9 protein-coding genes and 3 pseudogenes are annotated in these 14,399 nt (G+C 56.9%); 7 read left to right on the forward strand and 5 right to left on the reverse strand.

Annotated features, from left to right (window positions below; genetic code table 11):
* Positions 1-136: 136 nt before the first annotated feature.
* A complete protein-coding gene (locus Q5Y75_RS24440) occupies positions 137-1,123 on the reverse strand; it encodes a sterol desaturase family protein (protein ID WP_306202461.1) in 987 nt (328 codons plus the stop codon).
* Between the two features lie 126 nt (positions 1,124-1,249).
* Between Q5Y75_RS24440 and Q5Y75_RS24445 the strand changes: the two genes are divergently transcribed.
* Complete coding sequence (locus tag Q5Y75_RS24445) at positions 1,250-2,158, forward strand: LysR family transcriptional regulator (RefSeq protein ID WP_306202464.1); 909 nt, start codon at positions 1,250-1,252, stop codon at positions 2,156-2,158.
* 242 nt (positions 2,159-2,400) lie between these two features.
* Positions 2,401-4,938 carry a cation:proton antiporter gene (locus Q5Y75_RS24450; RefSeq protein ID WP_306202466.1) on the forward strand — a complete coding sequence of 846 codons (2,538 nt, stop codon included), beginning with the start codon at positions 2,401-2,403 and terminating at the stop codon, positions 4,936-4,938.
* A 287-nt stretch (positions 4,939-5,225) separates the two neighbouring features.
* Here the strand turns inward: Q5Y75_RS24450 and Q5Y75_RS24455 are convergent.
* The 3 genes and pseudogenes from Q5Y75_RS24455 to Q5Y75_RS24465 form a co-directional block, all read right to left on the reverse strand.
* Positions 5,226-5,336, reverse strand: a pseudogene (locus Q5Y75_RS24455) (transposase); the annotation flags it as partial.
* 392 nt (positions 5,337-5,728) lie between these two features.
* Positions 5,729-6,019, reverse strand: a complete 291-nt coding sequence (locus Q5Y75_RS24460) for a hypothetical protein (RefSeq protein ID WP_306202467.1) — start codon at positions 6,017-6,019, stop codon at positions 5,729-5,731.
* The gene (locus Q5Y75_RS24465) at positions 6,016-6,648 is read right to left on the reverse strand and encodes a hypothetical protein (RefSeq protein ID WP_306202469.1); all 633 of its coding nucleotides are present in this window, start codon (positions 6,646-6,648) and stop codon (positions 6,016-6,018) included. Before Q5Y75_RS24465 ends, Q5Y75_RS24460 begins: the two co-directional genes overlap by 4 nt.
* A 307-nt stretch (positions 6,649-6,955) precedes the next feature.
* Here Q5Y75_RS24465 and Q5Y75_RS24470 point away from each other — a divergent pair, with 307 nt between their 5' ends.
* The 3 genes and pseudogenes from Q5Y75_RS24470 to Q5Y75_RS24480 all read left to right on the forward strand — a co-directional run.
* On the forward strand, positions 6,956-7,414 hold the full coding sequence (locus Q5Y75_RS24470) for a toxin-activating lysine-acyltransferase (RefSeq protein WP_306202471.1): 459 nt from the start codon (positions 6,956-6,958) through the stop codon (positions 7,412-7,414).
* 39 nt (positions 7,415-7,453) lie between these two features.
* A complete protein-coding gene (locus Q5Y75_RS24475; RefSeq protein ID WP_306202473.1) occupies positions 7,454-10,630 on the forward strand; it encodes a calcium-binding protein in 3,177 nt (1,058 codons plus the stop codon).
* Positions 10,631-10,745: 115 nt separating this feature from the next.
* A pseudogene (locus tag Q5Y75_RS24480) lies at positions 10,746-10,901 on the forward strand (transposase); the annotation flags it as partial.
* A gap of 50 nt (positions 10,902-10,951) precedes the next feature.
* Here Q5Y75_RS24480 and Q5Y75_RS24485 read toward each other — a convergent pair.
* Positions 10,952-11,134 (reverse strand): annotated as a pseudogene (locus Q5Y75_RS24485) (DDE-type integrase/transposase/recombinase); the annotation flags it as partial.
* Positions 11,135-11,247: 113 nt separating this feature from the next.
* On the opposite strand from Q5Y75_RS24485, the gene adhP reads away from it, so the two are divergent.
* Together adhP and Q5Y75_RS24495 are read left to right on the forward strand one after the other, a co-directional pair.
* Complete coding sequence (gene adhP / locus Q5Y75_RS24490) at positions 11,248-12,270, forward strand: alcohol dehydrogenase AdhP (RefSeq protein ID WP_306202475.1); 1,023 nt, start codon at positions 11,248-11,250, stop codon at positions 12,268-12,270.
* 87 nt (positions 12,271-12,357) lie between these two features.
* Positions 12,358-14,151 (forward strand): PHA/PHB synthase family protein, encoded by a 1,794-nt coding sequence (locus Q5Y75_RS24495; protein WP_306202477.1) that lies wholly within the window; start codon positions 12,358-12,360, stop codon positions 14,149-14,151.
* Positions 14,152-14,399 lie beyond the last annotated feature (248 nt).

Genomic DNA, 14,399 nt, shown 5'->3' on the forward strand with positions numbered 1-14,399 from the left:
AACGCAGAAACTGGGCCCGTCAAGTCGCCTGAGAAATACAGTTGCTAGCAGGCGGTCAAACCTGCTGCTCGGATTGATTAGACAGATGTCCGCATAAACTGAGGCTATTTCAGCATCAGCTACGGCAAACCGCCCATCACTTTGTCCCGTTGGTGAGCTTCTTACGACGTTCTCTGATTTTCGCATCTGACACCTGCGTGCCATCATGGAACGATCCGAACAGCTTGTCCCACGGCAATTCGAGCGAGCCGTAGTTACACTCGAAGTACCGGTGGTGCATTTGGTGGTGAAACGTGCCTAATTTCAGTCGGTTCTGATCCTTCACCAAAAGACCCTCGAACCCCGTATGGGTGGTGGCTGCCGTCAGAGCGTAGTACTGAAGATGAAACAGGATATGCACCGGGTTTGCTGGTACGACGAAATGGATCAGCACGCTGCCAAGGAAAATGATGTGCTCGATCGGATGCATAGACATGCCAGACCACGGGCCGACATTAATGTTCCGGTGATGGAGCGCGTGTACATGCTTGTAGAGAAACGGAATGTGCAGCATCCGGTGGATCCAATAGAAATAGAAGCTCTCCCACACCGGGATCAGCAGGAACAGCGCAATGAACCAAACGGGGCTGTCCGCCCAGGTTAACACCGGCGCATAGCCGTTCGCCATCGCCCAGAACAGAAGCACCTCATACGCCGTCCAGACGGTGACACCGCTGGCCAGCGTCCAGAACATATTGTCGCGGATCTGTCCTCCAAGCGTGAATTGCCGCCCGTTCTTCATTAGCGGGCGCGGGTCGTATTTCAGCCGTTGGCCCTGTTTGGTGTAGGTGTAGAAATATAGGTGCAGCCCACCGGCGACGAGGCACATAAGCACGATATTACGGAGCCAAATCTCGACGATCCAGCCGAAGGCAAGGGTCTGCGTTGCAGCCAATTGCGGTTGGAAGAAGGCCACGGATATAAAAGCGATGCCCACGATGATCAGTCGTTCTGTAATCAGGAACCAGCTGTTCCAAACCCAGCGCAGCATCGCCACCGGGCGCAGGGGCCATTGAAAGAAGGGAGACACCTTTAGCGGCACGTTCGGCGTATGATGCCATCCTTTCAATGGTGCGTCAGACATCGAATCCCCCTTCTCGTGCGAAAATCAGAACGAGCTTGCCACTTCCAGAAATCTTTAAAAAACAGTATTAATCGTATAAATTGATCTGATTTTTCGGGGAAAGCCGTGACACCCTCCCTCAGAGCCATGACCTACTTCACCACGGCCTTGAAGCACGGCAACATTACCAGTGCGGCAACTGAGCTGAACATCGCCGCCTCCGCCGTGGGAGCGGCCATCGACCAGATGGAGGAGGCATTTGGATTGACTCTTGTGACACGGCAGAGGGCCCGCGGCATTCAGCCCACCGCGAGCGGGCAGGACGTGGCACGCAAGTGCGAAAGATTGCTTGAGGAACATCGCGCTCTTCTATCCGAGACGGCAGAGTTGGGGCAGTCGCTGGGTGGTGTGCTTCGGATAGGATATTACGCGCCCGTGGCCCCCGCCTTCCTGCCGGCTATCCTGCAAGACTTCGTGCCCGATCCGTCGCAAGTGACCTTACATCTTGCTGAATGTGACAATGACCAGGCTCAAGCCGGGCTTCTTGACGGACGCTTTGACGTGATCCTCTTTGTAAGCGAAGACGTGTCGCCATCGCTAGGCTTTGATACCTTGATCGAGGTCCCTCCATATTGCCTGATGCCGGAGGGTCACCCACTGGCAAGCCAAAGTATGGTAACACTCAACGACATTGCCGCCGAGCCGCTCGTGGTGCTCGATCGACCGGTGGCCGGACCCTACTACCGCGCCCTCCTTGAAGCTGCAGAGCCTGTGGCCAAAATCGCCGCCTATGCCAACTCGACCGAGATGCTCCGCGCCCTTGTCGGTGCGGGGTTAGGCCTTGCGGTTTTGAACATGCGTCCAGACACGGCAAAAACCTACGCTGGTGACACTGTTGTTGCTCGCCCGATCCTTGGTGACCTCCGTTCGCTGACGCTTTCAATCGGCTACGACAAGGCAAGACCGCGAGCGTTGGTTAAGCGGTTCGTTCGCGCCTGCAAAAACACATTTTCTTCGCCGAGCGCCAACCGATTTACCGTAGATAAGAATGTCTAAAGGTCATGACCCAGAAAACCTACCTACGTCGAAGGCAATCTGCGGTCGCAAGAACGCTGATGCGAGCGGCCCAGAGCCGGTCGCTCACTCACAGTGCAGGTGTCGCCGAGCGGCCCATCATTTCTCACATTCGATGCAATTGCACAGTCTGGACGAGAGTAAGTTCACACATCGATCCCTCGTGGTCGAGCCGACTTGAAGGCTGGATTCCATTGGTTCGAGTTCTCAGGTAGTACATATTGATGGATATTGTCGTCACTACGACCATCATCACTTCTCTTTTTGTTGTTATCGGCGTGGCAGAGCCACTGGCTGCGCGATTGCGTTTGCCTTTCAGCGTTATCCTCGCTGTTCTGGGGATAGTGATTGGGCTGGGCGCGACATTCTTGTTCAACACCGACCTGACGGATGCGCTGAACCCGGGGGCGCAGGCGATCATCGATCTGCCGATCCGGTCCAATGTCTTCCTCTATGTTTTCCTGCCAACATTACTCTTTCAGGCGACACTCGGCATGAACCTGCGCAGGATGATGGACGACTGGATGCCCATCCTGATGATGGCCGTTGTGGCCGTGATCGTGGCGACACTCTCCATTGGCTATGCGCTCAGTTGGGTCAGTACGCTGCCGCTGGCCGCCTGCTTGTTGATCGGTGCTATTGTGTCGACAACTGATCCCTCGGCGGTTGTCAGCATTTTCCGATCAATCTCCGCACCGCGCAGGCTGTCGAGAATAGTTGAGGGCGAAAGCCTTCTGAACGATGCTGCTGCGATCGCTCTTTTTGGGCTATTCATAAGCTTTGTCATGCTCGGGCGGCCTGATCCGTTACTCAGTGAAGCCCTGGGGCAATTTCCGCTGTTGATCGCAGGCGGTGCGCTGACCGGTTGGCTCATGGCGCGCATGGCGGTTTGGCTGATGGCGTTCGTAGACCGCTGGGACATGGCACAGATTTCAATATCTATCGCACTGCCATATCTCGCCTATATCGTTGCAGAACAAAGCGTCGGGGCGTCTGGTGTCATCGCGGTGGTCGTCGCAGGCCTTACGCTCAACCTCACAGGCCCGGGTCGTTTGTCGCCGGTCGCTTGGACAAATCTGCAAGAAGTATGGGATCTTCTGGCGCATTGGGCCGGTGCGTTGATCTTTATTCTTGCAGCATTGCTGATACCGAGATTGTTAGAAGGAGTGCGACCGTCTGACTTTGGCCTGTTGGTTGTAGTGGTTCTTGCCGCAACATTCGCGCGGGCGGCGGTTCTGTTCGGATTGCTGCCATTGCTCACGGCACTTGGACTGTCACCAACCGTTGAACGCCGCTATCGCACCGCAATACTATGGGGTGGGCTGCGGGGTGCAGTGACGTTGGCGCTGGCGCTGGCAGTCACAGAAAGCACGCATATCCCGCTCGAAACCAAGCGTCTGGTCGGTATCCTGGCCACTGGCTTTACGCTGTTTACGCTGATTGTTCAGGGGACAACCTTGCGCTCGGTGATCGCAAAACTGGGGCTCGACAGGCTCTCTCCGCTTGATACGGCACTCTCACGCCAGGTGGTCGCGGTCGCCTTGCAATCAGTTCGCGAAGACGTGTCCCGCACCGCAGAAAACTACAATTTGACGCATGATATTGTCAGGAACGAAGCCAAACAGTTTAGTGAACGCCTCGACGACGCTGTGAAGGCCGCCGAAGACAGCGCGCAGATCCTTGATCGTGACCGGATCACGCTTGGCCTTATTGCACTGGCCGGTGCCGAGCGGGATTCCGTATTGGCCCGTATGCGCGAACGCACCGTGTCATCGGTTCTGAGCGAGAAGATCCTGTCCGATGCGGATCGGCTCATTGAAGGCGCTCGGACCGGAGGCCGGATCGGTTATCAGCGCGCGTCAAATCGGTCCGTGGTCTACGGTAGGTCTTTCCGGGTCGCAGTGTTTCTGCACAACCGACTTCGCATCTCATTTCCACTCACGCGTATTACAACGGACCGGTTTGAAAGATTGCTCATGCAACGGCTGATCCTGCGGGATCTCGACGGCTTCGTCCGAGGCCGCATACGTCGGATTCACGGGCGCCGGGTTGCAGAACTGCTGGATGATCTGCTGGCACGTCGATCCGAGGCGGTTGAGTCAGCGCTCGAAGGTTTGCGGCTGCAATATCCAGGCTATGCCGAAAGGCTGGAGCGGCGGTTCATCCGGCGGACGGCGCTGCGACTGGAAGAACGTGAATACGCGGTCATGCGTGAGGACGGCATCGTGGGGGAAGAGCTCTATTCAGTATTGATGCAGGAAGTGGCGGAACGACGTGCCTTATCTGAAGGGCGTCCGAATCTGGACATTGCGCTCAAAGGGCGGGATCTGGTCAGGCAGTTTCCGCTGTTCTCTGATCTCGACAAAGCGTCACTGCGAAGACTCAGCAGAGCGCTGCGTACTCATTATGCCAATGCAGGTGATACCATCATTTCCAAAAATGAGTTCGCCCGAAGTGTATTCTTCATCGCTTCCGGGGCAGTCGAAGTGGAATTCGGCAGACATACCAATCGGTTAGGACGTGGCGAAATGTTTGGACAGTTGGCCATGCTGTTGAAACGACCCCGTCGCATAAACGTGCGGGCGCTGGCACCCTCGACACTGCTTGTGCTCGACGAAGCGCGTTTCCGGCGACTCCTCCGGCGAAGCGCAGCCATGCAGAATTCTGTCAAGATGAGCGCGAACAAGCGCATGATCGACCCAACGATGCTGGATCTGGATGAGCCGACGGAACATTCTGAGAGAGGAAACATGTTTCGATAGGTCATCAACGGGAAAGAAACCGCTATAACAGTAGAGTCACCTCGCGGACGCCGGTCGAGTACCGCTTGGTTGAGTATCTGCTCCGTATCAAGAGCTTGGTCACTCGAAGCAGCCCTCACTACCCTCAACATCTTGGTCAACCGCCCCAGTTCCCGACCTCTCATTTTGGAGCGTCGGTCAAGAGGTGCAGCTGTATGAAACGGCCGGGTATGAAATTTAAGCAATATCCGGCCCATTCGGTGCGACCCGAAGCAATTGTGCGCGTCGGCAGAACGTGAAAAATCCGGAACCGGAATGTCGATCTGCATGAGCCGTAGTAAGCTTCGTACAAACCCTTGCGTTTGCCGAAGCGGCAGGCCGAAGAGGGCGCGTAGGGTCAGGCAGGTCTCAATCGCCAGATCAGATTATTGCCTCTGACCACCACGTTTCCCTGACCTTGGGGCGCACCATCCGGATACCGCATCCTCGCTTAACCAGACCGTAACATCACCACGCTGGCGAAGCGCCTCGTTGTACTCAGGACAATTCGTAACCCGGTACTTGGACTTCTCAAACTTATCTCGCCGCGCCGCGTTGTGCTTGAAAGGCATCTCGCCATCTCGTCGTTAGATCAAGCAACTGGCTATGCTGATGAAACCATCCGTGCAACACGATCCGATATCACCGCCTCGAAACATTTGACATCTGGATGCCGCCACTCGAGCCGCTTGTATTCCGACCATCAGCATTCCCCGGTCGGCCGGATATCAACGTGACAACACCCTGAAAACCTGCAACGCAACTCTTCTGCCTAGTTGGACTTCCCGGCTTTCAAAATCCTTTCGATCAGATCCAGAGTCGCTTCCGGGTCAGCCCGGTAAGCATCCTGAAGCAATTGCATCTCATCGAATTTTCTGACACTTCTTGTGCCGCACGCATAGGAGTAGCGCTCGTAATCCGCAACATTTGCTATGATTTCCGCCTCCTCGACGAAACGGCACGCCAATTCACTGTTGCCTAGGCCGAATATCCCAGAGCTTTGCGCAAAAGCGGGTAACTGGAAAAGGCAAACGACCAGAGATGCAAATACAACGAACTTCAAGATTTACCCCCATTTAATTTTATAGCTAAGTTTCCGATATCGGACAGATAACTCGCCACTGTATCCTCAAGAATCCCGTCTGTTTTGATTAGTTTTCGGTTTGAGCCTGACAGAGGATCGGAATCCTCCTCGATTAGAAGGCCCGCCCGCACCAGCAGGTCAATCGTTTTGACAGCACTGTCGCGGCTCATGTGATCAAAGAGCAGAGCGGCTATCTCTGTCTTTGCAAGAACTGCCCTGCCCTTTTCCTTGACCGTTTTCACGCAGACATATTGCTGGGCATCTTTGAAGACCGACTTCTGCAGCTCCTTGCGTGTCCGAAACCGAAAGTCTTCGGCATCAAGCAGGCGCTTGACCTTCAGATTGTGAGCCTCAATTAAAGCTTCAATTGCTGCCGGGCTGGAACAATCCAGTGCCTTCAAAAGGAAGAAAAAGCGCGCAACGTGAACGACGTTTTCATGGTTCAGCTCTCGTTGGATGGCGACGACGTCTTCTTTGACCTTGCACATCTCTGCGGTTCTTTCGCGCAAGCGGAACAGGAACCGCGACTCTGCGAGCAATACGGCCTGGAGCGTGTTCACCAACTGCGGCGGCAGCAGTTCCTCTGTCTTTTCCGCCTCATCGGCCAAATAAGATCTCCTGACAATTTTCAGCCGTGTGTTGGCGCACTGTTCCCCCAGACAGGTTAGCGGCGCTGGGTTAGACATTGCAAGCTTTGGGTAGAACTTCTCAGCCATGGCCGGGGGTTAAATCCTCTGGGACGTTTCGCCAAATCTACCGCAATTAACCAGATTCCGACGGGGCAATCTGCAATTCAGATGACCCAGCCTGACGGGCAGACCATTCCATTCAAATCGCCGCTGCTGATGCACGATCAGGGCATCGAGGCGTTCTCTCCAAACAACTTCGCTCGGCCAGCACATGAAAGGTTTGACTATGAAATTCACTGCTTCAGAATTCACCATCCTCGGCGAAGCGCTGGCATTGATGAGCCAATGCGAGCTTTATCGCGACCGCGACCTAGCCGAGTTCAGCCAACTGATACTGCCGCCATTGGCCCTGGGTCAGCTTCGGGTCTGGCGCTCGGGTGAAATGCCGGTCGGGTTGGCGACATGGGCCTATCTCGACGCGGGCACCGAAGCCGCCGTTTTGGACGAAGGGCGATGCCTGCTACCGGGGGAGTGGAATACTGGACACTGCCCCGTGGTCATGGACTTTGTCGCGCCGCTGGGCAACGGCTTCAGGATGGCGCGCGACTTGACCCGCACTGTTTTCCCGGGTGTCGCATTCCGGGCCGCTCGCCGCAGCGCCGACGGGCAACTCAAAAAGATCGTTCAGTTCCCGGGCCAAGATGCCCACGGAAACTGGGCCCAGAGCGCGGCAGTCGCCGCATAACTTCAGATTTTCCCAACTCATATCGAAAGGAATTTTCCCATGGGTAGCTCAAAGAAATCACCGCATCAGACCTACAAGCTTTATGGCATCAGCGTTTCCAAGGACGCAGGCAGCGGCAATGACAAGATGTATGGTTATGCCGCCAAGAGCTATCTCAAAGGCGGATCGGGCAACGACCTGGTTTATGGCTATGGCGGCTATAACAAGCTGTATGGCGGGTCGGGGAACGATACCGTCAAGGGTTGGGGCGCTAAGAACTACCTCTATGGCGACTCAGGCCATGACAAGGTCTACGGCTATGGCGCGTATAACCGTCTTGACGGTGGTTCGGGCAATGACAAAGTCTACGGCCTTGGCATCAAGAATTACGTCTATGGCGGATCCGGCCATGACTACTTGGAAGGCAAGGGCGCCTACAACTACATGAACGGCGGCACCAGCAACGATACGATCAAGGGCTACGGCGCCAAGAACGACATGTATGGCGGCGATCACTATGACAAGCTTTATGGCTATGGCGCGGTCAACAACATGTATGGCGGCAACCACAATGACACGCTCAAGGGCTATGGCGGCTACAACAAGATGGATGGCGGCGCCCATAATGACGCGCTCTATGGCTATGGCGCCAAAAACTACATGACCGGCGGTTCGGGCAACGACCATATGGAAGGCCGCGGCTTGTGGAACAAGATGAATGGCGGGTCCGGCAACGACGTTCTGAAGGGCATCGGCGCCTATAACGAGATGTATGGCGACAGCGGCGACGACACGATCGAAGCCATCGGTGCAGTCAACAAGGTGCATGGCGGAACAGGCAATGATGCGATCACCGGCATCGGCGGCGCCAATGTACTGCATGGCGATGACGGCAATGACGTTATGAAAGCCGTGGGTGGCGTCAACACGGTCTTCGGCGATGCGGGCAACGACACGATGATCAGCGCGGGCGGCGTCAACGTCATGTTCGGCGGCACCGGCGACGACAAGATGGTCGCTAGCGCGGTGGTCGCCACGACCCAGAGCGGACAGGACGGAGACGACACGATGGTCGCCGTCAGCAACGCCAACTGGCAGTCAGGCGGCAATGGCGACGATGCCGTGATCGGTGTCGGCAACCTCAACCTGCAGTTCGGCGACGCGGGCAATGACATGTTGCTGGCCGCTGGCAATACCAACGTTCAGGTCGGCGGCACGGGCGAGGACAAGCTCTTTGCCATAGGCAGCACCAATGTCCAGTTCGGCGGTGATGGAGATGATCTTGCCGTGGGCGCAGGTGGTGCCAACATCCAATATGGTGGCAATGATGCCGATTTGCTGATCGGCGGCGGAGCGGCCAATATCCAGATCGGCGGCACCGGCAGCGACTGGCTGATTGGTGCGGGCAAGGGCAACCTGCAATTCGGTGGCGAGATCTGGTCGACGATCCCCAAAGACGTGAACCTGGGCGCCTTCGATCTGGAAAAGGCCGCAGACAAGCTGGCTGAATACGCCAACTCGACCGGCACAGATGGTTTCAACATCATGCTGGCAGGCGGCGAAGCAAATATCCAGATCGGCGGGTCCGAGACCGACATCACCATCGGAGCGGGCAAAGGCAACCTGCAGGTTGGCGGAGACGGCGCAGACCTGATGGTTGGCGGCGGCACGGCCACCGCACAGTTTGGCGGAGCGGGCACGGACCTGATGGTCGGCATCGGGCGCGTCAACATCCAGGAGGGTGGAGACGACACAGACATCATGTTTGCCATGGAACGCGGCAAGGACGCAGGCATCCAATTGCAGATGGGCGGTAGCGGCAGCGACTTTATGGTCAGCCGCGGTGGCGATGGCGAAGCCGACCCGTTCAAGGCGATCGCAGATCACCTGAAGGAAAAGATTGAGGATGCGAAAAAAGACGAAAGCAAAGACGCCACAACGGATCAGGATACGTCCAATTCGGATGAGGCGTACAAAAAACAATCCCTTAAGGAAAAGCTGATGGACAACGCCCCATCGCTCAACCTTCAGTTCGGCGGTGACGGCGCGGATGTGTTTTCGACCGGTGGCGATCTGGGCTTCCAGATGGGTGGCGCGGATAGCGACATCTTCTTTGGTGGCGGGTCCTACAACTTCTCCTTCGGCGGCACCGGCAGTGATCTGATGCTGATGACCGGTGACAAGGCGAACTTTTCGTTCGGCCAGGACGGCGTGGACTGGATGATGGACACTAGTACGTTCACCGATCTGGTATGGGACATGCTGAAGCCCGATAACGATGGCGGGGATACTCCGGTGGAAAGCCCTTTCGACACCGCTTTCGGCAATGCGTTGAGTGGCGTGACCGTCAAGGTTGATGAGCTAAAAGAGACGCTCGACGCGCTGAACCCGCTGAACAAGCTGACCGATGCAGTTGGCGAACTGGTCCACGATGCGAAAGACGCGGTCGCAGATATCCACACCACTATCAGCTCATTGCTGGATTATGACAGCACCCAGTTCTTCGGAGGTGTGGGCAACGACTTCCTCTCCGTTTCCGATGCGGGTGGCGATGTGGTCGGCGGCCAGGGCAATGACACCTATCTCTACACCTTCGGCTCGACCGGCAATATGGATGTGGACGAAGCCGGGCTGGATGCGGCGCGCGAACTGGGCGACTTCATCGAATTCGCCAGCGACAAGCTTGACGCCATCTCTGGCGGCGGCGGCGGCGACAATGATGTACTGGAATTGCGCGAGGCTGGCGCGCTTGACGGCAGCGATCTTCGGTTCTTCGTCGAAGGTGGCAAGGATCTGGTGATCGAGAGCGGCGGTGGCGAAGTGCGCATCAAGAACATGCACGAGGACGACACCCGCGTCGAAACCCTGCGCATCGTCGGCCAAGACGGCGTCCAAGAGATTGATCTTGATAAGGCCTTTCAAGACGGCCTTTTCACCGCAACCTGGGCAGACCGTACTGGCCAGACCGGCATCGATGCAGTCGACAGCTTCGAATTCAAGATCAGCGACCTGACATTGGGCCAAGTTGACTTCGGCGCATATCTCGGGAGTGCCACGGACAAAAGCGCCACCGACATCGCCTTCGCCGAGGCTTTCGAAGACTGGATGCTGAACCTTGTTCAAGCAGGTTCGAGCCTGCCCATCGTCGGCGATCTCGTTGACGGGGCCGCCGGGATTGCGGAGAACGTTTTGAACTTTGAGACACCCGCTATGCCCGACGCCGTAGACTTCCTATAAACTTTAGCGGCCAAAGCCAAAAAATACGCCCTTTCGCACAATCTGTGAAAGGGCGTGTCTTTCTTACCGTTGCTTTGTGTTTGTTCAACTAGATCCGGCTCTGTTGCAATCTTATGCTGCTTTTGCACCACCACCTTCGACATTTAGACGAGGCCGCGATTTCGTAGCATGGGTAGGCTTAACCCCACTCCAGCATTAGACTGGCGGCAAGCAGCGACTGGGGTGCACTTCAAAGATGGGGAATCGGACGTCGCAACGCCTTCTCGTGGTTTTGTCGCAAGTTTTGGTGTGTTTCAAAGCTACCGCATTGAGTGGGTGGATTTAACCTGCGAGGTCTGCAAATTGACGGAATCCGCTTGTCGAAGGTCCCAGTTGGACCTTGCGGATCATGTTTGCGGTCTCGATCCCCGCAAGTGTCGCTACAGCTGGGACGAAGCTTTTGAAACCGAGCATTGGTCTCGTGAGTCGTCTGATGAACCGGTGATCCTGCTCGATTATGTTGTTATCCGGCAAACCTACGTTCAAGTGCGATCGGTATTTGACCTCTGTCAGATCGCATGGGCGCGTTTGGTGTCACACTCCCGCTGTAGCATTCGCTCATTTCAGGAGGGTCGCTCATGGCGAGTGAGATGATGAAAGCAGCCGTCGTTCCCAAGCTCGGTGCGCCGCTTGAGATTCGTGAGGTGGAAAAGCCCGTTGCCGGACCGGGTCAGGTTGTTGTGAACGTCGAGGCCTGCGGTGTGTGCCATACCGATCTGCATGCCGCACGAGGGGACTGGCCTGTCAAGCCGTCTGCGCCTTTCATTCCGGGCCATGAAGGCGTGGGGATCATTGCTGAGGTCGGCGCGGGCGTTTCTGGCGTGAAAGAGGGAGACCGGGTGGGCGTTCCCTGGCTTCATTCCGCATGCGGGCACTGCCGCCATTGTGTCGGTGGTTGGGAAACGCTTTGCCCGGACCAGTCGAACACCGGGTATGGCGTCAACGGCGGCTTTGCCGAATATGTGCTGGCCGACCCTGGCTATCTGGGGCATCTGCCCAACAGGTTGGAGTTTGGCCCGGCTGCACCGATCCTGTGTGCTGGTGTTACGGTTTATAAGGGCCTCAAAGAAACCGAAGCCAAACCCGGCCAGACGGTGGCCATCGTTGGTGTCGGCGGACTTGGTCATCTGGCGGTGCAATATGGCAAGGCGATGGGATTTCACGTGGTGGCCGTGGACGTGGCGGACGATAAGCTTGCACTGGCCAAGGAGTTGGGTGCAGACATAACGGTCAACGCCGCCAAGACCGATCCTGAGAAAGAACTGCAGGCAGGCGGCGGCGTTGAAGGCGTGCTCGTCACCGCTGTTTCCAACCGGAGCTTTGCCCAATCGGTCGGTATGTTGGCGCGCGGCGGCACGATGAGTCTGGTGGGTCTGCCGCCCGGTGAGTTCGAACTACCGATCTTCGACGTCGTGCTGATGCGTAAGACCATTCGTGGTTCCATCGTCGGGACGCGCAACGATCTGACCGAAGCGCTTGCCTTCGCAGCTGAAGGTCAGGTTGCCTCGCATTTCCAGTGGGACGAGCTGGACAATATCAACGACATCTTCGCGCGCATGGAGCAGGGCAACATCCAGGGGCGCGTGGTTATGAAGCTGTAACATCCGCACATCAACGTGTCGCGGCAAAGCAATTGCCAGGCTGAATGCATGTGCTTCAGAGCAGCTTGCCAAAAACGGAGAACCAAAATGACTGAATTACCTCGGGGTCAGGCGGCGGGTGATCGTCAAGCGGTAGATAAGGTTCCCGAATCCGAAGCGCGGGATCACCCCTATGACAAGGTCGACCGCGCCATGCGTGCTTCGCTGGCTCGGGCCACCGCTGGGGTTTCTCCGCATTCGATCATGGCGACCTGGATGGATTGGGCGGTCCACCTGAGCCGCTCGCCGGGGCGTCAGCTTGAGCTTGTGGAACGTGCGACCCGCAACGCCTCCAAGCTCTGGGCTCACGCGACCGACCTTGCAATGGGGAAATCCCCCGAGCCACCGTTCCATCCACGTGCCCAGGACCACCGGTTTGCCGCTGATGAGTGGCGGAAAACTCCATTCGCCGCTTGGCAACAGGCGTTCTTGAGCACGCAGGATTGGTGGCAGGCCGCGACCGAAGAGATGCCCGGTATCGCGCCGCGCGATGCCGAACGTGCTCAGTTTCAGGTTCGCCAGGCACTCGATCTCATTTCTCCCTCGAATTTCCCCTGGTCGAACCCCGAGATTATCAAGCGAACCCTGCAGACAGGCGGTCGCAATCTAGTCGAAGGTGGCACGCATTTTCTGGAAGACCTCGCGCGCACCGCGACACAGCAGCAAGAGCCTGCTCCTGTTGACCGCGAGGTCGGCAAGGATCTCGCCGCGACACCGGGCAAGGTGGCTTTTCGCAATGCGCTTTTTGAGCTCATCCAATACACGCCCACGACCGACAAAGTGCAGGCCGAGCCGATCCTTTTTGTGCCCGCATGGATCATGAAATATTATGTGCTCGACCTCTCGCAGGAGAACTCGATGGTGCGCTACCTGGTAGACCAGGGCTTCACTGTCTTCATGATCTCGTGGATAAACCCAGGGCGAGACCAGTCCGACCTCAGCCTCGAAGACTATCGCCTGCAGGGGATCATGGCTGCGATTGATGCCGTGGAGAAGATCGTGCCGGGCCAGAAGATTCACGCCAACGGTTATTGTCTGGGTGGAACGCTTCTGGCGATTGCGGCTGCGGTGATGCAGCGCGATGGGGATGATCGGCTGGCCAGCGTTACGCTCATGGCGGCCCAGGTCGATTTCACCGAAGCGGGTGAACTCCTGCTCTTTATCGATGAGAGTCAGGTCTCGTTTGTTGAGGATCTGATGTGGTTGCAGGGGTGCCTTGACCGGCCCCAGATGACGCGCACGTTCACCACCATCCGTGCCGAGGATCTTATCTATGCTCGTGCCGTGCGCCGCTATTTCCTGAGCGAAGAGGACCTGCCCACGGATCTAACAGTCTGGAACAATGATACGACGCGGATGCCCGCGCGTATGCATTCGGAATATCTGCGGGGCCTGTTTCTGGAAAATCGCCTAAGTGCGGGCCGTTTCGCCGTCGAAGGTCGCGTGGTTGCGCTGAAGGATATCCGTGTACCTCTTTTCGTGCTGGGCACAGAGAGCGACCATATCGCCCCCTGGCGCTCAGTCTACAAGATCAGGCTGTTTACGGATGGAGACCTGACCTTCGTGCTCACCAATGGCGGCCATAATGGTGGCATTCTCAGCGAGCCCGGACACAAGGGTCGTCACTACCGGCTGGGTCACAGACCCGCAGACGCGCTTTATACCTCGCCTGACGACTGGCTTGCGACCAGTCATGTGACGGAAGGATCCTGGTGGCCTGCAATGGTGCACTGGCTCAAGTCCCATTCGACCGAAGAGGTCGCGCCACCACCCATGGGAGGAAAGCGCAGGGGCGCCAAACAATTGCCTGCGGCACCAGGCGACTACGTGCACCTATCTTAGTGGCCAGCGTGAATTTCTACACGGTCACAAATTGTTATGGCGAACGAAGGACGACAAACCCATTTGCGCTATCGTGCTTGCATCGTGCCATCAAAGATGCGTCTCGCATGCGCGTATCCGCCAGTCCCAGCCACGACCAGACCCGCACCTATCGTTGCGACGTGTTCCTTCGTTCAGTGCCTGCCATTCCGATGCTTCGATACTGATGCTCGGATACCGTACCGCGTGAGCCATGCGGTGATGTCACT

The sequence above is a fragment of the Ruegeria discodermiae genome (assembly GCF_030758345.1).
Taxonomy (GTDB): domain Bacteria; phylum Pseudomonadota; class Alphaproteobacteria; order Rhodobacterales; family Rhodobacteraceae; genus Ruegeria_C.